Source organism: Pseudomonas sp. RIT357, from assembly GCF_000632245.1.
GTDB classification, from domain to species: Bacteria; Pseudomonadota; Gammaproteobacteria; order Pseudomonadales; family Pseudomonadaceae; genus Aquipseudomonas; species Aquipseudomonas sivasensis.
In genome coordinates this window covers 295,066-318,084 of record NZ_JFYX01000012.1, presented here as the reverse complement: position 1 = coordinate 318,084, position 23,019 = coordinate 295,066, and the positions used below count along the sequence as shown (strand labels likewise).

27 protein-coding genes and 1 riboswitch are annotated in these 23,019 nt (G+C 59.5%); of the genes, 9 read left to right on the top strand and 18 right to left on the bottom strand.

Annotated features, from left to right (window positions below; translation table 11 throughout):
* Nucleotides 1–177: 177 nt before the first annotated feature.
* Nucleotides 178–1,860 carry a fatty acid--CoA ligase gene (locus tag BW43_RS16585; protein WP_032886305.1) on the bottom strand — a complete coding sequence of 561 codons (1,683 nt, stop codon included), beginning with the start codon at nucleotides 1,858–1,860 and terminating at the stop codon, nucleotides 178–180.
* Nucleotides 1,861–2,121: 261 nt separating this feature from the next.
* Complete coding sequence (locus BW43_RS16590) at nucleotides 2,122–2,754, bottom strand: LysE family translocator (protein WP_016978297.1); 633 nt, start codon at nucleotides 2,752–2,754, stop codon at nucleotides 2,122–2,124.
* 84 nt (nucleotides 2,755–2,838) lie between these two features.
* Here BW43_RS16590 and BW43_RS16595 point away from each other — a divergent pair, with 84 nt between their 5' ends.
* The 3 genes from BW43_RS16595 (at nucleotide 2,839) to BW43_RS16605 (ending at nucleotide 5,678) form a co-directional block, all read left to right on the top strand.
* Entirely contained in the window at nucleotides 2,839–3,804 is a 966-nt protein-coding gene (locus tag BW43_RS16595) for a 2-hydroxyacid dehydrogenase (protein WP_032886304.1), read from the top strand.
* Between the two features lie 30 nt (nucleotides 3,805–3,834).
* Nucleotides 3,835–4,833, top strand: coding sequence for a class I SAM-dependent methyltransferase (locus tag BW43_RS16600; RefSeq protein ID WP_032886303.1), 999 nt, complete (start codon nucleotides 3,835–3,837; stop codon nucleotides 4,831–4,833).
* Nucleotides 4,834–4,884: 51 nt separating this feature from the next.
* Nucleotides 4,885–5,004: riboswitch (yybP-ykoY riboswitch) on the top strand.
* An 89-nt stretch (nucleotides 5,005–5,093) separates the two neighbouring features.
* On the top strand, nucleotides 5,094–5,678 hold the full coding sequence (locus BW43_RS16605) for a TMEM165/GDT1 family protein (protein ID WP_005784895.1): 585 nt from the start codon (nucleotides 5,094–5,096) through the stop codon (nucleotides 5,676–5,678).
* 135 nt (nucleotides 5,679–5,813) lie between these two features.
* Here BW43_RS16605 and BW43_RS16610 read toward each other — a convergent pair whose 3' ends face one another.
* From BW43_RS16610 to BW43_RS28305, 4 genes are all read right to left on the bottom strand, one after another.
* Nucleotides 5,814–6,632, bottom strand: coding sequence for a M48 family metallopeptidase (locus tag BW43_RS16610; protein WP_032886302.1), 819 nt, complete (start codon nucleotides 6,630–6,632; stop codon nucleotides 5,814–5,816).
* A gap of 141 nt (nucleotides 6,633–6,773) precedes the next feature.
* Nucleotides 6,774–7,394, bottom strand: a complete 621-nt coding sequence (locus tag BW43_RS16615; RefSeq protein ID WP_032886301.1) for an SOS response-associated peptidase — start codon at nucleotides 7,392–7,394, stop codon at nucleotides 6,774–6,776.
* A 36-nt stretch (nucleotides 7,395–7,430) separates the two neighbouring features.
* Nucleotides 7,431–7,691 carry a putative signal transducing protein gene (locus BW43_RS16620; RefSeq protein ID WP_032886300.1) on the bottom strand — a complete coding sequence of 87 codons (261 nt, stop codon included), beginning with the start codon at nucleotides 7,689–7,691 and terminating at the stop codon, nucleotides 7,431–7,433.
* Nucleotides 7,692–7,702: 11 nt separating this feature from the next.
* Nucleotides 7,703–7,885 (bottom strand): CPXCG motif-containing cysteine-rich protein, encoded by a 183-nt coding sequence (locus BW43_RS28305; RefSeq protein ID WP_081797681.1) that lies wholly within the window; start codon nucleotides 7,883–7,885, stop codon nucleotides 7,703–7,705.
* Nucleotides 7,886–8,017: 132 nt separating this feature from the next.
* Here BW43_RS28305 and BW43_RS16625 point away from each other — a divergent pair, with 132 nt between their 5' ends.
* Nucleotides 8,018–9,181: a 1-acyl-sn-glycerol-3-phosphate acyltransferase gene (locus BW43_RS16625; RefSeq protein WP_177326426.1), complete on the top strand. Its 1,164-nt coding sequence runs from the start codon at nucleotides 8,018–8,020 to the stop codon at nucleotides 9,179–9,181.
* A gap of 120 nt (nucleotides 9,182–9,301) precedes the next feature.
* Here the strand turns inward: BW43_RS16625 and BW43_RS16630 are convergent, their stop codons facing one another.
* Nucleotides 9,302–9,559 (bottom strand): hypothetical protein, encoded by a 258-nt coding sequence (locus tag BW43_RS16630; RefSeq protein ID WP_032886483.1) that lies wholly within the window; start codon nucleotides 9,557–9,559, stop codon nucleotides 9,302–9,304.
* Nucleotides 9,560–9,742: 183 nt separating this feature from the next.
* Between BW43_RS16630 and BW43_RS16635 the strand changes: the two genes are divergently transcribed.
* Nucleotides 9,743–9,952 (top strand): hypothetical protein, encoded by a 210-nt coding sequence (locus BW43_RS16635; protein ID WP_032886298.1) that lies wholly within the window; start codon nucleotides 9,743–9,745, stop codon nucleotides 9,950–9,952.
* A 56-nt stretch (nucleotides 9,953–10,008) separates the two neighbouring features.
* On the opposite strand, the gene BW43_RS16640 is transcribed toward BW43_RS16635, so the two are convergent.
* Nucleotides 10,009–10,596 (bottom strand): YajG family lipoprotein, encoded by a 588-nt coding sequence (locus BW43_RS16640; protein ID WP_032886297.1) that lies wholly within the window; start codon nucleotides 10,594–10,596, stop codon nucleotides 10,009–10,011.
* A gap of 194 nt (nucleotides 10,597–10,790) precedes the next feature.
* Between BW43_RS16640 and BW43_RS16645 the strand changes: the two genes are divergently transcribed.
* Nucleotides 10,791–11,024, top strand: coding sequence for a hypothetical protein (locus BW43_RS16645; RefSeq protein ID WP_032886296.1), 234 nt, complete (start codon nucleotides 10,791–10,793; stop codon nucleotides 11,022–11,024).
* A gap of 728 nt (nucleotides 11,025–11,752) precedes the next feature.
* On the top strand, nucleotides 11,753–13,261 hold the full coding sequence (gene mqo / locus BW43_RS16650; protein ID WP_032886295.1) for a malate dehydrogenase (quinone): 1,509 nt from the start codon (nucleotides 11,753–11,755) through the stop codon (nucleotides 13,259–13,261).
* Between the two features lie 55 nt (nucleotides 13,262–13,316).
* Here the strand turns inward: mqo and BW43_RS16655 are convergent, their stop codons facing one another.
* The 3 genes from BW43_RS16655 to BW43_RS16665 all read right to left on the bottom strand — a co-directional run bounded on the left by BW43_RS16655 (nucleotide 13,317) and on the right by BW43_RS16665 (nucleotide 14,833).
* On the bottom strand, nucleotides 13,317–13,604 hold the full coding sequence (locus tag BW43_RS16655) for a PA4642 family protein (protein WP_032886294.1): 288 nt from the start codon (nucleotides 13,602–13,604) through the stop codon (nucleotides 13,317–13,319).
* Between the two features lie 125 nt (nucleotides 13,605–13,729).
* Complete coding sequence (locus BW43_RS16660; RefSeq protein ID WP_032886293.1) at nucleotides 13,730–14,215, bottom strand: hypothetical protein; 486 nt, start codon at nucleotides 14,213–14,215, stop codon at nucleotides 13,730–13,732.
* Between the two features lie 60 nt (nucleotides 14,216–14,275).
* The gene (locus BW43_RS16665; RefSeq protein WP_032886291.1) at nucleotides 14,276–14,833 is read right to left on the bottom strand and encodes a hypoxanthine-guanine phosphoribosyltransferase; all 558 of its coding nucleotides are present in this window, start codon (nucleotides 14,831–14,833) and stop codon (nucleotides 14,276–14,278) included.
* Between the two features lie 164 nt (nucleotides 14,834–14,997).
* On the opposite strand from BW43_RS16665, the gene upp reads away from it, so the two are divergent.
* Nucleotides 14,998–15,636, top strand: coding sequence for a uracil phosphoribosyltransferase (gene upp / locus BW43_RS16670; RefSeq protein ID WP_004372055.1), 639 nt, complete (start codon nucleotides 14,998–15,000; stop codon nucleotides 15,634–15,636).
* Nucleotides 15,637–15,638: 2 nt separating this feature from the next.
* On the top strand, nucleotides 15,639–16,913 hold the full coding sequence (locus BW43_RS16675; RefSeq protein ID WP_032886290.1) for a uracil-xanthine permease family protein: 1,275 nt from the start codon (nucleotides 15,639–15,641) through the stop codon (nucleotides 16,911–16,913).
* A gap of 124 nt (nucleotides 16,914–17,037) precedes the next feature.
* On the opposite strand, the gene hisC is transcribed toward BW43_RS16675, so the two are convergent.
* The 7 genes from hisC to BW43_RS16710 form a co-directional block, all read right to left on the bottom strand.
* Nucleotides 17,038–18,090 carry a histidinol-phosphate transaminase gene (hisC, locus tag BW43_RS16680; RefSeq protein WP_032886289.1) on the bottom strand — a complete coding sequence of 351 codons (1,053 nt, stop codon included), beginning with the start codon at nucleotides 18,088–18,090 and terminating at the stop codon, nucleotides 17,038–17,040.
* A 3-nt stretch (nucleotides 18,091–18,093) separates the two neighbouring features.
* On the bottom strand, nucleotides 18,094–19,413 hold the full coding sequence (gene hisD / locus BW43_RS16685; RefSeq protein WP_032886288.1) for a histidinol dehydrogenase: 1,320 nt from the start codon (nucleotides 19,411–19,413) through the stop codon (nucleotides 18,094–18,096).
* Nucleotides 19,414–19,541: 128 nt separating this feature from the next.
* On the bottom strand, nucleotides 19,542–20,177 hold the full coding sequence (hisG, locus tag BW43_RS16690; RefSeq protein ID WP_003171824.1) for an ATP phosphoribosyltransferase: 636 nt from the start codon (nucleotides 20,175–20,177) through the stop codon (nucleotides 19,542–19,544).
* A 239-nt stretch (nucleotides 20,178–20,416) separates the two neighbouring features.
* The gene (gene murA, locus BW43_RS16695; RefSeq protein WP_010213103.1) at nucleotides 20,417–21,682 is read right to left on the bottom strand and encodes a UDP-N-acetylglucosamine 1-carboxyvinyltransferase; all 1,266 of its coding nucleotides are present in this window, start codon (nucleotides 21,680–21,682) and stop codon (nucleotides 20,417–20,419) included.
* 23 nt (nucleotides 21,683–21,705) lie between these two features.
* Complete coding sequence (locus tag BW43_RS16700; RefSeq protein WP_032886286.1) at nucleotides 21,706–21,945, bottom strand: BolA family protein; 240 nt, start codon at nucleotides 21,943–21,945, stop codon at nucleotides 21,706–21,708.
* Nucleotides 21,946–22,059: 114 nt separating this feature from the next.
* Nucleotides 22,060–22,365 (bottom strand): lipid asymmetry maintenance protein MlaB, encoded by a 306-nt coding sequence (locus BW43_RS16705; protein ID WP_032886285.1) that lies wholly within the window; start codon nucleotides 22,363–22,365, stop codon nucleotides 22,060–22,062.
* Nucleotides 22,362–23,009, bottom strand: coding sequence for a phospholipid-binding protein MlaC (locus BW43_RS16710; protein WP_032886283.1), 648 nt, complete (start codon nucleotides 23,007–23,009; stop codon nucleotides 22,362–22,364). Before BW43_RS16710 ends, BW43_RS16705 begins: the two co-directional genes overlap by 4 nt.
* Between the last annotated feature and the right edge of the window lie 10 nt (nucleotides 23,010–23,019).

Below are 23,019 nucleotides of genomic sequence, written 5' to 3'. Positions count from 1 at the left end.
CAGCAGGGGGTACCGCTTGATCCCTCTAAAGTGTGATTTGCATCACCAACCCGTCTGCCACAGCCCTTTCGCCATGTCGGCGAAGGCCGACGCGGCAAGGATGGCTGAAAATTGGCAAATCACAAGTGAGGGCGCGAGATAGAGCATCGCCGTGCCACGAGGGCACGGCAAATCAGCTCAGAGGGTGGACAGGAAGGTACTGTTGTTGGCCTGCCACTCGACGATGTCAATACGGATACGTTTTTTGTCGAGCTTACCGACACTGGTCTTGGGAATTTCGGTAACAACGGCGATCTGGCTCGGAATCGCCCACTTGCTCAAATGGCCCAGTTCGACAAAAGGCTTGAGGTGCTCCTTGAGCTCGCGGGCCCCTATCACATGGCCATCATGCACCACCAGCAGCGCAAACGGACGCTCGCCCCACTGCGGATCGGCGATGCCCACCACCGCTACTTCGCGTACCGCCGGGTGACGGCTGACCAGGTCTTCAAGGGCCAGGGAGGAGATCCACTCGCCGCCGGTCTTGATCACATCCTTGATGCGGTCGCGGATATCGATCACGCCAAATGCATCCAGCGTGGCCACATCGCCGGTGTGCATCCAGCCGCCGGCCCATAGCTCCGCGCCCTTCTGCGGCTCGTTGAAATAGCCCTCGCTGAGCCACGGCGCACGCAGCACCAGCTCGCCCTGGGACTCGCCGTCGGCGGGCAGGAAGTTGCCCTCGCTGTCGATGATTGCCGCGTCCACCAACGGCCCTGGCACGCCGGCCTTGATGCGGTAGGTGATGCGCTCGTCTTCGCTGCCGGCAAGTAGTTCTTCGTTGAGGTGGGCGCAAGACACCAGCGGCCCGGTCTCGGACATGCCGTACGCAGCGGTCAGCTGAATCCCACGCGCCTTCGCCGCCTCATACAACGTGCGATTGAGGGCGCTGCCACCGATGACGATTTTCCAACCGCCAAAATCGACGCCTTGGGCGGCCTTGGCGTTGAGCACCATTTGCAGGATGGTCGGCACGCAGTGGGAGAAAGTGACCTTCTCCTTGCGCCACAGCTCCACCAGGTATTCGGGGTCGTAGCGGCCGGGGTAGACCTGTTTCAAGCCGAGCATGGTCGCCACATACGGCAGCCCCCAGGCGTGCACATGAAACATCGGCGTGATCGGCATGTACACGTCGTTGGTGCCCAGCAGGCGCACGCTGTCGATGCAGCCCATGATGGTCGACACCCCGATGGTGTGCAGTACCAATTGGCGGTGGGTGAAGTACACGCCTTTGGGGTTACCGGTGGTGCCGGTGGTGTAGAACGTGGTCGCGACGGAATGCTCGTCGAAATCCTGAAAGTCGTACTTGGTGCTGGCGGCAGCCAACAGGGTTTCGTACTCGCCTACCAGGTTAGGCAGCTCGGCCGTTTTTGATTCACCGTCAGTGAGCAGCAGCGTCTTGTCGACGGTGGTAAGTTGCCCGGCGATGGCTTGGTACAAGCCCACGAACTCACTGTTGACCAGCACAAAGCGGTCTTCGGCGTGGTTCATGGTGTAGAGAATCTGTTCCGGCGACAGGCGCACGTTGATGGTGTGGATCACCGCGCCGATCATCGGGATAGCAAACATGCATTCCAGGTAACGATGGCTGTCCCAGTCCATCACTGCCACGGTATCACCGGCCTTTACCCCGGCTTCGGTCAGCACGTTGGCCAAGCGCGCGACCCGCTCGATCAGGGTCGGGTAGGTGTAACGCAGCTTGTCGCGGTAGACGATTTCCCGGGTCTTTTCGTAGCGGGCGCCGGACATCAACAGGCGCTTGATCAACAGCGGATATTGGTACGCACCTTCGGCGGGGGGAATAACACGGGTCTGCAACATACGAATCCCTTTTATGACTGCACGGTCTTGGCTGAACGATCTGCACTGTAGAGCGCTTATGTTTCAGCTAAATCAGCCAAAGGAATGATTTGCAGCCCCCAGTGAATGCTAGCTTTGCGCCATTATCCAGGGACACTAGAGGTCAAATGTGGGAGGGGGCTTGCTCCCGATAGCGGTGTTTCAGTCGACACATGTATTGACTGATCCACCGCCATCGGGAGCAAGCCCCCACATTCGATTGTGCTCACTTGAGACCCGCGTTTACTTCATGCTCGTGAACGCCAGTTTCACGCCGATTGCAATCAACACCGCCCCCATGGTCCGATCAAACCAGTGCCCCATCCGCGCAAAGCCTGCGCGCACGCGCTGCTGGCTGAACAACATCGCCACCAGGCAAAACCACAGCGCCGTCGCCACCGCCAGATACACACCGTAACCGGCCTGGATCGCCAGCGGCGTGTGCGGGTTGATCACTACGGTGAACAGCGACAGGAAGAACAGCGTGGCCTTGGGATTCAAGCCATTGGTCACGAAACCGGCGGTAAACGCGCCGCGCGGGGTGCGCTCGCCCGCTTCACGGTGCAACTCGCCCTCGGCGACAGGCTTGGCCGGTTGCGCGCGCAGGGCCTTGAAGCCGATGTACAGCAGGTAGGCCGCCGCCGCCCATTTCAGGGCGTTGAACAACACGATGGACTGGGAAACGATCAGGCCGATACCGAGCAACGAATAGCCCACGTGCAGAAAAATCGCCGAGCCCACACCCAGCGCGGTCCAAGTCCCGGCGCGACGGCCGTGGGTAACACTTTCGCGAACCACCACCGCGAAATCCGGGCCGGGGCTGGCCACCGCCAACAGGTGAATCAGGGCTACGGTCAAAAACTCGGCGGCGTACATATTCACTCCATTAAGTAACGGATTATTTCATCTGATAGGCTCGGCAGATTACGCCTTCGAACCCTGTCGCAAAAGGTACAGTTGATGACGAACAATCGCCGCGCCGTCTTCCTTGATCACCCGTCCCTGGACCTTGGGGACCTCGACCTCAGCGGTCTGAGAGACTGCTTCAGCGACCTGCAGCTGTACTCTGATACCACGCCGCTGAATGTGATTGCGCGCCTGCAAGGCGTCCAAGTAGTTATCAGCAACAAGATTGCCCTGAACACCGAAACCCTGGCGGCCTGCCCGGACCTCAAGCTGATCCTGGTATCGGCCACCGGCACCAACAACGTTGACCTCGACGCCGCCCGCGCCCACGGCATCACGGTGAGCAATTGCCAGGGCTACGGCACGCCTTCAGTGGCGCAGCATACGATCATGCTGCTGCTCAACCTGGTGACGCGTGTAAAGGACTATCAGCGCGATGTGAGCGCAGGCAAATGGCAAGAAGCCAAGCAGTTCTGCCTGCTGGACTACCCCATCGTCGAGCTTGAAGGCAAAACCCTCGGTTTGCTCGGCCATGGTGAATTGGGCAGCGCCGTGGCGCGGCTGGCCGAGGCTTTTGGCATGCGCGTAATTCTTGGGGCCATTCCCGGGCGCCCTGCACGTGCCGACCGCGTGCCCCTGGATGAACTGCTGGCCCAAGTGGACGCACTCACCCTCCACTGCCCACTCAACGAGCACACTCGCGACTTTATCGGCGCCCGCGAACTCGCACTGCTCAAGCCAGGCGCGTTTGTGGTCAACACCGCGCGCGGTGGCTTGATCAACGAACAGGCCCTGGCGGATGCCTTGCGCAGCGGTCACTTGGGCGGCGCGGCCACCGATGTGCTGAGCGTGGAGCCACCGGTCAACGGCAACCCGTTGCTGGCCGATGACATTCCCCGGCTGATCGTCACACCGCACAATGCCTGGGGCAGTCGCGAAGCGCGGCAGCGGATCGTCGGCCAACTGACGGAAAACGCCCTGGGCTTTTTCAGCGGCGCCCCGCTGCGCGTCGTCAGTTGATAAACTGCGCCCCTTTTCAAGGAGCAGACCATGGATCCGCGCAGTGAAGTACTGCTTCGTCAGGCCGAACTTTTTCAAGGCAACCTGCTGTTGGTGGGCTTGCCCGCCGACGACCTGCTGGGTCGCCTGCCCAACGCCCATGGGTGGTGCTGGCATGCAGGTGACCAAGCGGCGCTCGACGCACGCTTCCCGGACCGCAGCCAATTTGGCGTGAATGTGCCAGAGCGTGAGTTCGACGCCGCGGTGATTTTCCTGCCCAAGTCCAAGGACCTCACTGACTACCTGCTCAACGCCGTGGCCGCACGCCTGCCCGGCGCCGAGCTGTTTTTGGTCGGCGAGAAAAAAAGCGGTATCGAAAGTGCCGCCAAGCAGATGATCCCCTTCGGCAAGCCGCGCAAGCTCGACAACGCCCGGCATTGCCAGCTGTGGCAAATCACCGTTGCCAACGCGCCGCAAGCAGTGGAACTGGAGAGCCTGGCGCAAGTCTTCGAAGTGCCACTGGCCGAAGGTCCGCTCAAAGTAGTGAGCCTGCCGGGCGTGTTCAGCCATGGCCGCCTGGATCGTGGCACCGAGTTGTTGCTGGCGCATTTGGACAAATTGCCGAGTGGCCATCTGTTGGACTTTGGTTGCGGCGCCGGCGTGCTGGGGGCTGCGGTGAAACGTCGCTACCCGCACAACAGCGTGACGATGCTGGACGTGGACGCCTTCGCCGCTGCCAGCAGCCGCTTGACCCTCGCTGCCAATGGGCTGGAAGCCGAGGTGCTCACCGGTGATGGCATCGATGCTGCACCGATGGGTCTGAATGCGATCTTGAGCAACCCGCCGTTCCATGTCGGTGTGCACACCGATTATTTCGCCACCGAGAACCTGCTGCGAAAAGCAGCGAAACACTTGGCAAAAGGCGGCGAACTTCGCTTGGTAGCTAACAGTTTCCTGAAATACCAACCGCTGATTGAAGAGCATTTGGGCGTGTGTGCGATCAAGGCCGAGGGCAATGGTTTTCGCATCTACCGTGCCAAACGCGGCTGATGGCTATTTGAAAAAGAAGGCTTGCCGAATGGATTTTGCCTAGGCAGAATCCGCTCCGTCCTAGGGGAGTAGTCTCCCACGAGCGCCACGCTCGTCCGGCATACGTCAACATACTTGGTCAACAGACCATGGCGTATGCGACCCAGGAGTCCGCACAGACGGACCGGGGTTTGACAAGACCTATGACACGCACACCTTACCCGGGGCGGGAAGGCTGTACGTGTCATAGCCGTGTCGACCCGCCCCTGGAAACTTACCTGATGCTGGATTCATTACTCGTTCCTACCGCAATCGTTGCCTTGGCCGAAATCGGCGACAAGACGCAACTGCTCGCGCTCATTCTCGCTGCTCGCTTCCGCAAGCCTTGGCCAATCATCGCCGGCATCGTCGCCGCGACCCTGGCCAACCATGCGGCTGCAGGCGCAGTGGGGGCCTGGTTTGGCAGTTTCTTCTCGGATGCGGTGTTGCACTGGATCCTCGCAGCCAGCTTCTGCGCCACCGCGCTGTGGACCCTGGTGCCAGACAAACTCGACGATGACGAAGCCAGTACCACGCGCAAGTTCGGGCCGTTCCTGACCACGCTGATTGCATTCTTCCTGGCGGAAATCGGTGACAAGACTCAGATCGCCACGGTGATGCTGGCCGCGCAATATCCGGAGCTGTGGCTGGTGATTATCGGCACCACTCTGGGCATGTTGATTGCCAACGTACCGGTGGTTCTGGCGGGGAATTTCGCGGCGGAGAAACTGCCGCTGACGTTGATTCGTCGACTGGCGGCTACGGCGTTTTTTGTCCTGGCGATCGTGGCGGTGTACAAGGCCATGCAGAGCAGCGGCTGGATCTAAGGATCTAAGCCTGCAAACCCAATCCAATGTGGGAGGGGGCTTGCCCCCGATAGCAGTAGATCAGTCAATGCATCTGCTAACTGACCCAACACCATCGGGGGCAAGCCCCCTCCCACATTTGGATCTTCATCAGCCTTAGGACTTCTTGGCCTGTTGATACAACGGCATCACCTTAGGAATCGCCGCCTGCAAGGACGCGATTCGGCTGTCCGACGCCGGGTGAGTACTCATGAACTCCGGTGGCGAGCCTTCCGATGCCTTGGCCATCTTGTTCCACAGCGTGATGGCGGCGTTCGGGTTGTAGCCGGCGCGAGCCGACAGTTCCAGGCCGATCAGGTCCGCTTCGTTTTCATTGCTCCGGCTGTTGGGCAAGGTCATGCCGTAGTTGGCAACCGTGTCCGCCAATGCCAGGCTATCTTGACCCAAGCCGAACAACGCACCAGCACCCTGCTTGGCGATCTCGATACCGTACGCTTTGGACATTGCCTCACGACCGTGCTCGCGCAAGGCGTGGGCGATTTCATGGCCCATCACTGCTGCCAACTCGTCATCGGTAAGCTTGAGATTGTCGATCAGTGCGCTGTACACAAAGATCTTGCCGCCAGGCCCACAGTTGGCGTTCATCTCATCGCTTTTGATCAAATTCACTTCCCACTTCCACTGCGCTGCATCAGGACGGAAGGTGGGCGCCTGGGCGATCAAACGCTTGGCAATTGCCTGCACGCGCTTGGCGTTGGCGCTGGTCTTGTCCAACTGGCCTTTGGTACTGGCCTCACCCAGCGTCTGCTGGTAGGACTGGGCATACATCTGGTCGACTTCCTGACTCGACAGCATGCTGAACATGTATTGCTTGCGCTCAACCCCAACGGCGCCGCCGCTGGTGGTATTGACCGACTGACACCCAGCCAGCAGCATCGCCGCAGCCAATACACTTACCGCCAATGTTCTTTTCATCAACACTCTCTCCCTGAAAAAGACGCCCTGAAAAACGCCCTCAAAACATGGCGCGTATCGTAGGCGCTCATTTGTATGAGCGCCAGATACAACAGACGCGTAACCGCGGAATTTCGGATACATCCCACGGCACCTTCAGGTTTAGGCAGGAGTCAGGCACTCCGGCCCATTGAGCTTGGGATCGTTGACCATATTAGCCAGGACCCGCTCGCGCAGTGGGATGGGCTCACTGGCCAATAGACCTTGCAGCACATGCAACGGCGTCTCGGGATCGAGCCAGGCTGCCTGCCCTGCGGCATCAAGAATCAGCGGCCGGCGCTGGCTCTGGGCCGCCTGGGTCACTACCGCCGTGCTCAACCACACTTGTTCCTGCACAGGGTAGGCCTCCCAGATCGCCGCAAAAAACAACGTGGAGCCTTCCCCCGGCGTCAGCCAGTACGGGCGTTTGCGCTGGGTGCCGCGCCATTCATAAAAACCATTGGCGGGCAGCAGGCAGCGGCGCTGGCGAAAGGCCTCGCGGAACATCGGCTGCTCGGCGAGGGTTTCGGCGCGAGCATGGGCCGGGGTGCGGGAAAGGTCGGTCAGCCAGGGCGGCGTCAGGCCCCAACGGGCGCGGGCCAGGGTGTGATGGCCGTCGCTCAGGCGCTGGATCAGCACCGAATCATTCGGGGAGATGTTCCACTGGGCCTGCTGGTCAGCCGGAAAGCCTGGCAAGGCAGCAAAGGAGGGATTCCAGCGAAACAGGGCATAACGTCCACACATGGGGCAACACGACTCTTGGGTAAACCGGCCGACAGCCTAACAGACCAGCACGTCGGGGAAGCTGTCGGATTCATCCCCCGGCAGCGGTTGCGCCCCGATATAGGCAGTAATCAGCTCCCGGGCATCAGCCGCCCGGTCATTGTCTACTTCCAAACCCAAAAGTCCGAAGATCGGTAGCTCGCCGGTGCCGCCGAGCAAATGGCGCCCCACCAAATGTGCTTCGATGCCTTCGCTGGCGAGCATCTGTTGCAGCAGCTCGCCTTCCATCAGGTTTTCCGGTTCGTAGATTCGCTGCATGAGCTTGCCTGTTATTCGTTTTCACTGCGGGTTTCAAGCATCCACTCTTCACCATGGACCTGCAGGTCGAAAATAATCGGTCGGCAACACACCTGACAATCTTCTATGTAGGTCTGATCACCGCCGGATAAATCCACCGCTGTCTCTACCGTTTCACCACAATAAGGACAATCGTACGTCGTAGTTTCCAGCATCGCAGCCTCCAAGGTGACTTGTGCGTATAATCGCCGGTCTATTTACAGGGCTATTTCCGGCCGAGCCCATTACTCGGGCCGCACCCTGATATTTCCTCTACTTACCCTAGCCGTTTCTAACAAGAGAGCATGATGGGCGAATTCGATACCATCCGACCTTACAACGACAGCGAAGTCCCGGCAGTGCTGGACCGACTGTTCAGTGACAAGGCCTTTCTGGACATCCTGACCCACTTCCGCTTCCCGCGCTTTGCCGGCGCCTTGGGCTGGCTGCTCAAGCCGATGATTGCCCGCAAGCTGCGCCGTGAATTTGCCGGCGTCACCACCGTGGCTACGCTGCAGGACAAAGTCGAGTACTACGTCGACCATACCATTGACCGGGCGACCGATGGCGTTACCTACACAGGCGTCGAACAGCTCAAATCCGGTACCGCTTACCTGTTTCTGGCCAACCACCGCGACATCGTGATGGACCCGGCCTTCGTCAACTATGCCGTGTACCACGCCGGCCTGCCGACGCCACGCATCGCCATCGGCGACAACTTGCTGCAAAAGCCGTTTGTCAGCGACCTGATGCGCCTGAACAAGAGCTTTATCGTGCACCGCTCGATCACCGGGCGAAAGGAGAAGATGGCGGCGTTCAACCTGCTATCGGCCTACATCAATCATTCGATACGCAACGACTGCCAGTCGATCTGGATCGCCCAGGCCGAAGGCCGCGCCAAGGATGGGGATGACCGCACCGAGTCAGCCATCCTCAAGATGTTCCATGTCAGCCGCAAGGACGAGCCGTTTGCCGAGGTGATCCAGTCACTGAACCTGACGCCGGTATCCATCAGCTACGAGTACGACCCGTGCGATGCAGCCAAGGCCCGCGAGTTGTATATCCGCGCCACCACCGGGACCTACGTCAAGGCACAGGGTGAAGATGACGTGAGCATTGCCCTGGGCATCACCGGCTACAAAGGCCGCGTGCACATCAACTTCGCGCCGCCCATTAGCGAGCGCTTCGAAGACACCAAAGTGCTGGCCGTGGAAATGGATCGGCAAATTCTCGGCGGTTATCGGCTATTCCCGGTGCACTACCTGGCGTACGCCCAGTGGGCCGACGCCGACCCGCAATTGCAGGTGCCAAAGGCGGCCGAAGTGTTCCCGGCCGATGAGCTGGCGAAGGCGAAAGCTGAGTGGGAACGGCGCTTGAACGAATGCCCGGCGGAACACCGACCATTTCTGGTGGTGCAATATGCGACGCCGGTGCGTAATCAATATCGGGTCAAGGCCGGAATCCCGCTGTAAACACCGATCAGAAAATGTGGAAGGGGGCTTGCTCCCGATAGCGGTGAGTCAGCTAATGAATACTTGGCTGACACACCGCTATCGGGGGCAAGCCCCCTCTTACATTGGTTCTGCCGTGTTTTAGATTCGGGTGCTGAGCCAGGAAATAGCCAGCGCCAGCACCAGGCAGGCGAACCCGATGCGGTAAGCCACACGATTTGCCCGCTCGGTACGCGCGTCCAGGAACAGCATGGGCTGATCAATCGCGCGCGCTTCACTTTGCGCAGCCAGGTCAGCCATGGCGCGCTGCTCGCGCAGGCGGGTGATGGAGAGCAGCGCTGCACCGGAGCTGGCCACCAATAAAGCCACAACATTGATCAACAGTGCGGGCAGCGCCATCGCAAACCTCGGGTGAAACGGTGTCTGGGTATCGGTTCCGATATCAACCTGAACGGTAGTGGCGGCCAGCGCCAAACCGCTCCATCTTCCATGGACGGCTAATGTATCCAGTAATTTACGGCGTCACCTGAACGTCACCTTAACAAGCCACTCTGTTGCCCTTCGAACACTCAGGAGCTTGTCATGCTGCACGCGCACAACCAGGATCGGCTGTATCTAATTGCCCAAAGCGATGAGCAGGAGGCGCTGGTCGGCAGCCTGGCGTTCAACGTGCAGGACCGCCATTGGCTGGTCTATTGCGCCCTTGGCGGGCACCAGCATGCAGACTCGCCAGAGGCCGACCTGTTGACGGGTGTGAGCCTGCTGGACTTCTGTATCGACACCGCCGCGTGAAACTGCAGACGAAAAAAAACCGGGCACATGACTGAGCCCGGTTTTTATTTGGACGGTTACTGCGAGCTGAGCAATGAACCGATGCTTGGATCCTTGAACAGGCGAGTCAAGGCGTCGCTCAGGACGTCGCTGACCAGCTTGGTGTTGGTTTCCTGGTTCGGCGACATACCGAAACGCTGGTTCAACGATGCGCCGTAACGACCGCTATAGCGACGGGTGCCCGCGGTGACATCGGACTTGAAGGTTGCGCCGATGGCGGCTTCAGTCACATAGAGACCTTCTTTAGGCGACTGATACTTCAGCTCAGCCAAGGTGATGGTCAACTGAGGAGCGCCCGGCGCGTTGGCGCTCGGGGTAAAGCCCAGCAGGCGCACGGCGGCTTCGGCCTGAGCTTGCAACTTGGGCAGCACGTCCTGACCAGTCACCGAGATAAGCGCGGTCTCCGGGTACAAGCCCCCGCGAGAGCCCAACGTTGGCGAAGGACGACCATCCACTACACGCACCGACACTGGCTGACCATGACCCACTGGCGCCAACTGCGTGGTGAGCTTCGGTTGCGGGCTCAGTTGTTGCGGGCTGTTGGCGCAGCCAACCAAGGTCAAACTGGTCACAGTGATCAAACCGAACAACAGGCGTTGCAACATGCGCTTCTCTCCAGAAATCAGGTACCGACAGGCCGGCAGTATAACGGGGCGCCCCCGCAGGGAACTAGCGTCAGTTACAACCTATGACTCGTCGGCTCGACAGCGGTTCGCTGTCACCGATATGTAATAGCCGTTACATGGGCTCGTCATCCTCGCAAGGCATGCTTGGCCTCAATCTCAGGAGGTCTATCGCCATGCATTTTCTCTGGACGCTGTTTACGCGCAAACCTGCCCTTCGCCAGTTCGCCCGGCTTGATGCGCAAGGCCGCTGCCAGGCCTTTAAAGAGTGCAGCCAGCCGCCTTTGGGCGACGGCTGGGTAGAAATTGATGAAATCCGCCTGAGCTGGATGCACCACCCGCTGCCCGCCGGCGCCCGTGTCAGCCCACGCCCGGCGCGGTCGCCGCGGCACCAGCCGTTGGCCGCCTGACCGAAGACCTAATAAAAGTCATAAAACACGCCCATTTCCCTGACGTTCTTCGCTACAATCTCCCCCCGATTATAAGGACGTCTCCTGATCGGGCCTCGCAGCATCGTTAATGCCTCGGTATTAACTCCAAGAATCGCCCACAGAGAGCCGCCCACACAGATCGAGTGAAGCTGGCGCGCTTGCTGTTTCCTTTGCAAACCACCCGCCTTTACCGAATCTGCCAGAGCTGCCATTGCGCTCGGCCACTTGAGTTGTTTGCCCGTATTGCCGCGTGTCGGCAGATGTCTTGCGGGCCAAGTGCCAGGCTGAGGCAGCCCTTTTTTGAGGTTCACGTCTTCAAAAGAGCGTGAAAAAACGGGTTTTCACAACTTCACAAGAGTGTGGCGAGCAAATGAATAGTTTGGCGTTTGTAAAAGCACCATCAGCGTCTGGAACAGCCCAACCACACAGGACTGAGTACTCCTCAACAACCGGAGCTTGAGCCTGTCCGCTACGGATTGATTGCACGAATCGCACGCTTTGACCATAAGTCGAATTGCCACAGGCGCCCATGAATGCGTTCATAGGCAGATTAGGCCGGGCAGGAAGCGTGCGCCGAAGTTGCAAAGAATTGCGAAACGGACATGGCGATCCTGGCCATGGGTAACCTGGGGCAACACGTGAACCGCCCCGTCACTCCTGGCAGCCATGCCGTCAATTTGGTGCTGCAGATTTTGGAGACGCGTTAAATGGCGCATAACGAAGCAGTCGACGTAGTACTGGTAGGGGCCGGCATCATGAGTGCCACCCTGGCCGTATTGCTCAAAGAGCTCGACCCCGGCCTCAAGCTGGAAGTCGTTGAGCTGATGGATTCGGGTGCAGCGGAGAGTTCCAACCCATGGAACAACGCCGGTACCGGTCATGCCGGTCTGTGCGAGCTGAACTACACGCCGCAGGCCGCCGATGGTTCCATCGACATCAAGAAAGCCGTGCACATCAACACTCAGTTCGAGGTGTCGAAGCAGTTCTGGGCGTACCTGACCAAAAAGGGCACCTTTGGCTCGTCCAAGTCCTTTATCAGTCCGGTGCCGCACCTGAGCTTCGTACAGGGCGACAAAGGCGTGGACTTCCTCAAGAAGCGCTTTGAAACCCTCAGCCAGCACCACGCGTTTTCGGACATGCACTACACCGAAGACCGCAGCGAAATGGCCGAATGGATGCCGCTGATGATGCCGGGCCGCCCGCTCGACGAAAAAATCGCTGCCACTCGCGTAATGAATGGCACCGACGTCAACTTCGGCGCCCTGACCAATCAGCTGCTTAGCCATCTGACCAGCTCCCCGGATGCCCAGGTCAAGTACAGCAAGCGCGTGACCGGCCTCAAGCGCAACGGCGCCGGCTGGACCGTGAGCATCAAGGACGTCAACAGCGGTACCAGCCGTGAGGTGGACGCCAAGTTTGTATTCCTCGGCGCCGGTGGCGCGGCGCTGCCGCTGCTGCAAGCTTCGGGCATCGAAGAAAGTAAAGGCTTCGGCGGCTTCCCGGTCAGCGGCCAATGGCTGCGTTGCGACAACCCGGAAGTGGTCAAGCACCACCAGGCCAAGGTCTACAGCCAGGCCGCCGTCGGCTCGCCACCGATGTCGGTGCCGCACCTCGACACCCGTGTAGTGGATGGCAAGAAATCCCTGCTGTTCGGGCCATACGCCGGTTTCACCACCAAGTTCCTCAAGCACGGCTCGTTCCTAGACCTGCCGATGTCGATTCGTGCCAGCAACATCGGCCCGATGCTGGCCGTGGCCCGCGACAACATGGACCTGACCAAGTACCTGGTCAGCGAAGTGCGTCAGTCCATGGAACAACGCCTGGAATCCCTGCGTCGCTTCTACCCTGAGGCTAAAGCCGAAGACTGGCGTCTTGAAGTGGCCGGCCAACGGGTGCAGATCATCAAGAAAGACCCGAAAAAAGGCGGCGTGCTGCAATTCGGCACCGAGCTGGTAGCGGCCAAAGACGGCTCGCTGGCTGCGCTGCTGGGCGCGTCCCCAGGCGCCTCGGTGACGGTGTCGATCATGCTGGAACTGATTGAGCGCTGCTTCCCGGCCAAAGCCGCCGGTGAGTGGGCAGCCAAGCTGCACGAGATCTTCCCTGCCCGGGAAAAAGTGCTTGAGACTGATGCCGAGCTGTATCGCAAGATCAACACGCAGAACAACATCAGCCTGGAACTGGTTGAGCAAAGCAACGAGGCCGAAAGCTACGCTTGAGGCCTGGCTGCAATAAAAAAACGCCCCTCGGGGCGTTTTTTTGTGGCCGGGATAATCAGCCGCGAGCGTTTTTGATCAGCTCGATGTAATCGTCCGCGTTGCGCTGATCCTTGATCAGATCAACGAAGGTCTGCCCATGCCCATCCTTGCCATCCAGGTCCAGGCCGGCTTCCTTGAAAAAGCCCAGGAAGCGCTCAAAGTCGTCGATACGCAGGCCACGATAAGCCTTGATCAGTTTGTGCAGGGACGGTGAAGTCGCGTCGACCGGCTCGAAGTCCAGGAACAACTTGATCTGATCGTCGCCGATCTCATCGCCAATCACCTGTTTCTTATCTTTACGCATTACCGACTCCAGCCTGCAGACATTTACACGGGGTTTGAAGTCTACCTGCGAGCCGCGGGCTTCGAAAGCGCTGAAGAACCAATATGGGAGCAATCCCCCACCACATTTATTCTTCAATGTTAGCGCTACTTGGTACGTACAACGCCGGTATGCAGGTCCGCCCAGATATGGCCGTTGGCGTAACTGAGGAACTGAACATACACCGTGTCATTGCGCAGCAAATCGACGATCACCCGGTACTGGGCCACCGGATAAGACAGCGTCAGGGTCTTGCTCTTGTCGTCAAACACCGGCTTTTTCAGGCTTTTACTTTCGGCATCGAAGTTGAGCACCACTTGGCTGATGCTCGCACCTTTGTTCAGGGGCTTGCCCTTAAGCCGGAGCATCAGTGGCGAAGTCACCGGGATAGGTTGCTGGTTGGATTGGCGCTGGTTGCCCACCACCACCGCGTACTCCGTGACTTGCAGCAACTGCTGCTGGTCAGGGCTTTCAGTCCGCAGGGTGAGGTCATCGGGAGGCAGAAATTGACCATGCATAGGCGCCGGTGCGGCGGCCAGGGGCAAACTCAGGGTCAGCGCCAGGGCGGCGCAAGTGCGAATCAACAGGCTCATGGACAGCTCCAGACGCAGGGGCCAAGCACGATAGCATGACAACCCTGCGCCAGGCCTGGATCACATACCTTTGACGGCGTAGATCCCATTGGCGTTGCGCCAGTAGCCTTTGTAGTCCATGCCATAGCCGAAGATGTAGCGGTCGATGCACGGCAGGCCAACGTAATCAGCCTTAAGGTCCGGGCGAGCCTTGCGGTCGTGGTCTTTGTCGATCAGTACGGCGGTGTGCACTTTGCGCGCGCCGGCATGTTTGCAGAAATCGATGATCGCGCCGAGGGTGTGACCTTCGTCGAGGATGTCGTCGATGATCAGCACGTCGCGGTCAATGAACGAGACTTCCGGCTTGGCCTTCCAGAACAGATCGCCGCCAGTGGTTTCGTTGCGATAGCGAGTCGCGTGCAGGTAAGACGCTTCCAGCGGAAATTGCAGGTGAGTCAGCAATTTTCCGGCGAAGATCAGGCCGCCGTTCATCACGCAAAAGACCACCGGGTTGGTGTCGGCCATTTCGCGAGTGATGTGGGCGCCAACCTTGGCGATCGCAGCTTCGACTTGCGCTTCGGTGTACAGGCAATCAGCCTCACGCATGATTTGACGGATATGCTCAAGATCAGCGGACATGGCGCTCTCCAAGGGGGTGCTGTGGCAAGAAAAGCGGGCGAAGGTACGCTTCTCATGCGCTCCGAGCAAGCCTTAATGGACTAACGTACTAGATGCCTATAGGACAACACCCTCGGATAGATTAATCTAGGCCGGTTTTTTTGCCCGCCGCCGGAGCCTTTCCCATGCCCACTCGCGAGATCCGCCACCCGCTGATCCAGCACAAGCTCGGCCTTATGCGCCGCGCCGACATTAGCACGAAGAACTTCCGTGAGCTTGCTCAGGAAGTCGGAGCGTTGCTCACTTACGAAGCCACCAAGGATTTGCCCCTGGAAACCTACGAGATCCCCGGTTGGGCCGGTCCCGTCCAGGTGGAAAAAATCGCTGGTAAGAAAATAACCGTGGTGCCGATCCTGCGCGCAGGTATCGGCATGCTCGAAGGTGTACTCAGCCTGATTCCGGGTGCCAAAGTCAGCGCCGTGGGCGTGGCCCGCAACGAAGAAACCTTGCAGGCTCACACCTACCTGGAAAAACTCGTACCGGAAATCGACGAGCGCCTGGCCATGATCATTGACCCGATGCTCGCTACCGGCAGTTCCATGGTCGCCACCATCGACCTGCTGAAGAAAGCCGGCTGCAAGGACATCCGCGCCATGGTGCTGGTCGCCGCTCCCGAAGGCATCGCCGCCGTCGAGAAAGCCCACCCGGACGTGCAGATCTACACTGCTTCCATCGATGAGCGCCTGAATGAACACGGTTACATCATCCCTGGCCTGGGCGACGCGGGTGACAAGATCTTCGGCACCAAGCAGAAGGACGCGTGAGCATGCAGGATGAATTCAACGACCCGCTTTGGCGCCAGATCCTGTCTGGCGCACAAATGCTCTTCGTAGCATTTGGCGCGCTGGTGTTGATGCCGCTGATCACAGGTCTTGATCCAAACGTCGCACTGTTCACCGCCGGCCTGGGCACGTTGTTGTTCCAGGTGGTGACAGGGCGGCAGGTGCCGGTATTCCTGGCATCGAGCTTTGCCTTCATTACCCCGATCATTCTCGCCAAGCAGCAGTTCGGCCTGGCGGCGACCATGGGCGGGGTAATGGCGGCCGGTTTTGTTTACACCTTCCTAGGGGCAGCGGTAAAGATCAAAGGCACTGGTTTCATCGACCGACTACTACCGCCTGTGGTAATCGGGCCCGTGATTATTTCCATCGGCCTGGCCATGGCGCCGATCGCGGCCAACATGGCGATGGGTAAAGGCGACAACGGTGCCGAACTGATCCCGTACAAGACCGCCATGCTGATCTCGATGCCAGCGCTGCTTACCACGTTGATCGTGGCGGTGTTCGGCAAAGGTATCTTCCGCCTGGTGCCGATCATCTCCGGTGTGCTGGTGGGTTTTGCCATGTCGTTCTACTTTGGCGTTGTCGACACGGCCAAGATCGCCGCTGCGCCTTGGTTCGCCCTGCCCCACTTCACCGCGCCGGAATTCAACTGGCAGGCGATCCTGTTTATCGTCCCAGTGGCCCTGGCCCCTGCGATTGAACACATCGGCGGGGTGATTGCGGTGGGCAGCGTGACCGGTCGCGACTACCTGAAGAAGCCTGGCCTGCACCGCACCCTGCTGGGTGACGGGATCGCCACCACGGCAGCAGGCATGTTTGGCGGCCCGCCGAACACTACCTACGCCGAAGTAACCGGCGCGGTAATGCTGACCAAGAACTACAACCCGAAAATCATGACCTGGGCGGCGGTATTCGCCATCAGCCTGGCGTTTATCGGCAAGTTCGGCGCGCTACTGCAGAGCATTCCGGTGCCGGTAATGGGGGGGATCCTGTGCCTGCTGTTCGGCTCGATTGCCGCAGTGGGGATGAACACATTGATTCGCCACAAGATCGACCTGGGCGAGGCGCGCAATCTGGTGATTGTGTCGGTGACCCTGGTGTTCGGTATTGGCGGTGTGCTGGTGGGGACCGGAACTGGTCCAGATGACTTCGGCCTGAAGGGCATTGCTCTGTGCGCGGTGGTAGCGATTGGTTTGAACCTGCTGCTGCCGGGCAATGATGGCTGGAAGAACAAGAAGCCAGATGAGCCGTTAATCTAACTGCCAATACAAACCAATGTGGGAGAGGGCTTGCCTCCGATAGCAGTGTGCCAGTCAATACATTAACTGACTGATACGCCGCCATCGGGGGCAAGCCCCCTCCCACATTTGATTTCAGCGCCCGTTAAAGCTCGCCGAGGCCATCGATCAGCGCCTGGTTCTGCTCCGGCGTACCGATGCTGATCCGCAGGAACTGGGCAATCCGCTCCTGCTTAAAGTGCCGCACGATAATCCCTTGCTCACGCAGCTTGGCCGCCAGGCCGGCAGCGTCATGCCGTGGGTGGCGCGCAAAGATGAAGTTGGCCGCTGATGGCAGCACCTCAAAACCTTTGCCTTCCAATTGCGCGACTACTTTGTTACGGCTGTCGATCACCAACTGGCACGTCTTCTCGAAGTACTCACGGTCCTCAAACGCCGCTGCCGCACCGACAATCGCCAAACGATCCAGCGGGTAGGAGTTGAAGCTGTTCTTGACCCGCTCCAGCGCCTCGATCAGGTCCGGGTGACCCACAGCCAAGCCCACGCGCAAACCGGCCAGTGAGCGCGATTTGGAAAGGGTCTGGGTCACCAGCAGATTCGGGTAGCGATCCACCAGACTGATGGCGGTTTCGCCGCCGAAGTCGATATAGGCTTCATCGACCACCACCACCGAATCCGGGCTGGCCTTGAGGATCTGCTCTACTGCGTCCAGCGCCAGCACGCAGCCGGTCGGCGCATTCGGGTTGGGGAAGATGATCCCGCCGTTGGGCCTGGCGTAATCCGCAACACGGATCTGAAATTTCTCATCCAACGGCACCGGGTCGGACTGGATGCCGTAAAGACCGCAGTACACCGGATAGAAGCTGTAGCTGATATCCGGGAACAGCAGCGGCAGGTCGTGCTGGAACAGGCCGTGGAAGATGTGCGCGAGCACTTCATCAGAGCCGTTACCGAGAAACACTTTGCCGGCGTCGACCCCGTAATACTTGGCCACCGCCTGCTTGAGCAGGTCGCTGTTGGGGTCCGGGTACAAACGCAGGTTGTCGTTCAACTCGGCCTGCATCGCGGCCAGTGCTTTGGGCGACGGACCGTAGGGGTTCTCATTGGTGTTGAGCTTGACCAGCTTGGTCAGCTTTGGCTGTTCGCCGGGTACGTAAGGCACGAGGTCCCTGACGAAGGGGCTCCAGAATTTGCTCATGTGTTATTTCCCCTCTTCCAGGATTCGATACTCAGCACTACGGGCGTGTGCGCTCAACGACTCACCGCGGGCCAGCACCGAAGCGGTCTTGCCCAACTCGGAAGCACCTTGTGGCGAGCAGAAGATGATCGACGAGCGTTTCTGGAAGTCGTATACCCCCAGCGGTGATGAGAACCGCGCGGTGCCGGAGGTCGGCAACACATGGTTCGGGCCGGCGCAGTAGTCGCCCAGCGCTTCACTGGTGTGGCGCCCCATGAAGATCGCACCCGCATGGCGAATCGACGGCAGCCAGGCCTGTGGGTCAGCCACGGACAGCTCCAGGTGCTCCGGGGCGATACGGTTAGCCACTTCGATGGCCTGTTCCATGTCACGCACCAGGATCAGCGCGCCACGGCCGTTGATGGATTTCTCGATGATCTCTGCACGGTCCATGGTAGGCAGCAGCTTATCGATGCTGGCGGCGACCTTGTCGAGGAACTCGGCATCGGGGCTGACCAGAATCGCCTGGGCGTCTTCGTCGTGCTCGGCCTGGGAGAACAGGTCCATGGCGATCCAATCCGGATCGGTCTGGCCGTCGCACACTACGAGAATTTCCGAGGGACCGGCGATCATATCGATGCCAACCTGGCCAAAAACGTGGCGCTTGGCGGTGGCGACGTAGATGTTGCCAGGCCCCACCACTTTGTCGACCTTCGGCACGCTTTCGGTGCCGTAGGCCAGGGCCGCGACGGCTTGAGCACCGCCAATGGTGAACACACGGTCAACACCAGCGATGCAGGCCGCAGCCAGCACCAGTTCGTTGATTTCGCCGCGCGGGGTCGGTACCACCATAACCACTTCGGTCACGCCCGCCACCTTGGCCGGAATTGCGTTCATCAACACCGACGATGGATACGACGCTTTGCCACCCGGCACGTAGAGACCGGCACGATCCAGCGGCGTGACCTTTTGGCCCAGCACAGTGCCGTCGGCTTCGGTATAGCTCCAGGAGTCCTGTTTCTGCTTTTCGTGGTAGCTGCGCACACGCGCCGCCGCGACTTCCAGGGCTTCACGCTGAGGCGCAGTGATGCGCGTCAGTGCGAGCTCCAGGCGTTCGCGGGGAAGAATCAGATCGGACATGGACTTGACGTCCAGACCGTCGAACTGACGAGTGAAATCCACCAGCGCCGCATCACCACGCTCGCGCACGGCCTTGATGATGTCGAGCACCCGCTGGTTGACCGAGTCGTCGGACACGCTTTCCCAGCTCAGCAGATGATCCAGATGATGGGCGAAATCCGGGTCGGCAGCGTTGAGTCGGGCAATTGCAGTGGACGTGGTCATAGCGAGGGCCTCAATAGAATTGGCAAAAACTCAGGCGCCCTAAACTAGCAGTCGTTTCCGCTTGGGCACCTGAGAATTCTGGCTATGAGGCGGATAGACGGGCGCAGCCTTTCAGCTACGCGGGTAGGTCAACCGCGGTGTCGAGACTCCACTGCGGTGCGCAGGGTGTCGATCAACGCTTGGATACGGGCGTGCTGCATCTTCATCGACGCTTTGTTGACGATCAAGCGGGAGCTGATATCGGCGATGAAGTCCTGTGGTTCGAGACCGTTGGCACGCAGGGTGTTGCCGGTGTCGACCACATCGATGATCTTGTCGGCCAGGCCGATCAGCGGCGCCAGCTCCATCGAGCCGTAGAGCTTGATGATGTCGACCTGGCGGCCTTGCTCGGCGTAGTAGCGCTTGGCAACGTTGACGAACTTGGTTGCCACGCGCAGGCGGCCTTTAGGCTCGACGTCACCGACACGGCCGGCGGTCATCAGCTTGCACAGGGCAATACGCAGGTCCAGCGGCTCATACAGGCCCTGGCCACCGTATTCCATCAACACGTCTTTACCGGCGACGCCGAGGTCGGCCGCGCCATGCTCAACGTAGGTCGGCACGTCGGTAGCCCGCACGATCAGCAGGCGAACGTCGTCCTGGGTCGTAGGGATGATCAGCTTGCGGCTCTTGTCCGGATTCTCGGTCGGCACGATGCCCGCTTCAGCCAGAAGCGGCAAAGTGTCGTCAAGGATGCGGCCCTTGGACAGTGCGATGGTCAACATGGGAAACGTCAGTCCTTCATCAGGCTATTGCTGTCCGGTCGCAAACGGCGCCAGACGCAGATCGAGGCCATGACAGCCTCGATTTGAAACAAATTCAGCATACTGCGAGCTGACACCGTCTGTAGTGAGTGGGCTTGCCCCACGCTGAATTGCGTAGCGACCCAAAAAACGGGACCGCTACGCAGTCCGGCGCGGGGCAAGCCCGCTCACCACAGTGACGGTGTTTTCAGCTCCGGGAACTAGCCCGGTACGCGGCGGATTTTAGCGCCGAGCATCTGCAGTTTCTCTTCGATGCACTCGTAACCACGGTCGATGTGGTAGATGCGGTCGATCAGAGTGTCGCCTTCGGCGATCAGCGCCGAGATCACCAGACTGGCCGAAGCACGCAGGTCGGTAGCCATGACTGGCGCGCCCTTGAGCTTCTCGGTGCCGGTAACGATGGCGGTGTTGCCTTCAACCTGAATCTTCGCGCCCATGCGGTGCAGTTCATACACGTGCATGAAGCGGTTTTCGAAGATGGTCTCGATCACGGCACCAGTGCCTTCGGCAATCGCGTTCAGGGAGATGAACTGCGCTTGCATGTCAGTCGGGAACGCCGGGTACGGAGCGGTCCGCACGTTGACGGCTTTCGGCCGCTTGCCGTGCATGTTCAACTCGATCCAGTCTTCGCCGGTGGTGATTTCGGCGCCGGCTTCGCGCAGTTTTTCCAGGACCGCTTCCAGGATGGTCGGATCGGTGTCCTTTACCTTGACGCGACCACCGGTAACGGCGGCAGCAACCAGGTAGGTACCGGTCTCGATGCGGTCAGGCATCACTTTATAGGTTGCAGTGTGCAGGCGCTCTACACCATCAATGGTAATGGTGTCGGTGCCGGCACCGGAAACCTTCGCGCCCATGGCGTTCAGGAAGTTGGCCAGGTCAACCACTTCCGGCTCGCGCGCGGCGTTTTGCAGGACGCTGCGGCCTTTGGCCAGGGCAGCGGCCATCATGATGTTCTCGGTACCAGTCACGCTGACGGTATCAAAGAAGAAGTTCGCACCACGCAGGCCGCCTTCCGGCGCCTTGGCTTTGATGTAGCCGCCTTCAACGTCAATGACTGCGCCCATGGCTTCCAGGCCACGGATGTGCAGGTCCACTGGACGCGAGCCGATAGCGCAGCCGCCAGGCAGGGCGACTTCGGCTTCACCGAAACGGGCAACCATCGGGCCCAGCACCAAGATCGACGCACGCATGGTTTTCACCAGTTCGTACGGGGCGATCAGGGTCTTGATGGTGCGTGGGTCAATTTCGACGGCCAGCTTCTCATCAATCACAGGCTCGATGCCCATGCGACCGAACAGCTCGATCATGGTAGTGATGTCGTGCAGGTGCGGCAGGTTGGCCACGGTCACCGGGCCATCGCACAGCAGGGTCGCTGCCAGGATCGGCAAGGCGGAGTTTTTTGCACCGGAAATGCGAATCTCGCCATCAAGGCGAGCACCGCCGGTAATAATCAATTTATCCATAAGAATCTCGACGCCTAGGGGGCTCAGGTGCGCTCGGCCCAGGCCGCGCGGCTGAAAAATTTCATAGTGACCGCATGGATGCTGCCATCGGTGATCCACGGGTTCAAATGGGCATAGATCTGCTGCTGACGCTTGACTGGGCTCAATGCCGCCAGTTCATCGCTAATCACGTTCAGCTGGAAGTTGCAGCCTTCGCCTTCAACTTCTACGGTCGTATCCGGCAGCTTTCCTTCAAGAAAGCTCTTAACTTCTAGGGCCTGCATGCTCAACCTCTATCGGCGCCCAGTGCGCACGGGTCGCACATCATACAAAAAAGCCCCGCGCCTGCGAACCCCGCATAGCAGGACTCTGACGGGGGGCTTCTCCAATAATGTGTATTAAGGATGCGCCAACAGCTCGGTCAGACCGGAAACTTCGGCAATTTCGCGCATGTCTTCGGGCAACGCACGGATGCTAACCGGCTTCTTAGCCGCTTCGGCATCACGCATGAAGCACAGCAGCAACGACAACCCGACACTGCTGGACTTGGTTACCGCTGAGCAATCCAGGACCAGCTCCGGCGCAGCGCTCGACTTGATCAGCGCTTGGCCATGCTTGCGCAGAGCCGGGCCGGTTCGGTAATCCAGCACCCCGCTGATGAACAGCTGGCCAGAGTCGCCGAGACGAACAGCCGACTCGGTCATTGCGCCGGCTTCCCAGCAGCTTTATCGGTTTCTTCCTTGGCCTTGGCGACTTCACCGGCCCAACCATTGATGGTTTTGTCCAGGTCGTTGCCATTGCGCTGCATGGCGTCGGCAAACTGGTCACGGAACAGCTTGCCGATATTGATGCCGTTGATGATCACGTTGCGCAGTTTCCACTCGCCGTTGATCTTCTCCAAGGTGTACTGCACCGGGTACACGGCACCGTTATTACCTTTGACGCTCATGTTGACGCTGGTGCGATCGCCCGACTCATCACCGGCTGGAGCAACGGTAATACCTTGGTTGTTGTACTCAAGCAAAGCGTTGCCATAGAACTGGAACAGGCCGCGCTTGAAGTTTTCCTGGAACGTCTGCATCTGCGCAGGCGTGGCCTTGCGCGAATATTTGACCGTCATGATGCTGCGTGAGATGCCTTCAGCATCGACGACCGGGCCGACGATGCTGTTGAGCGCTTCATAGAACTTGGTTGGATCTTGCTTGTACTGTTCTTTATTGGCCGTCAGGTCAGCCAGCATCTTGCTGGTGGTGTCCTGCACCAGTTCGTGCGCAGAACCTGCCGCGTTGGCCATCAATGGCAGTGCTGCAAGCAGTACCAGCAGGCCACGTCGCAAGGTAGAGATCATGAACAGATTC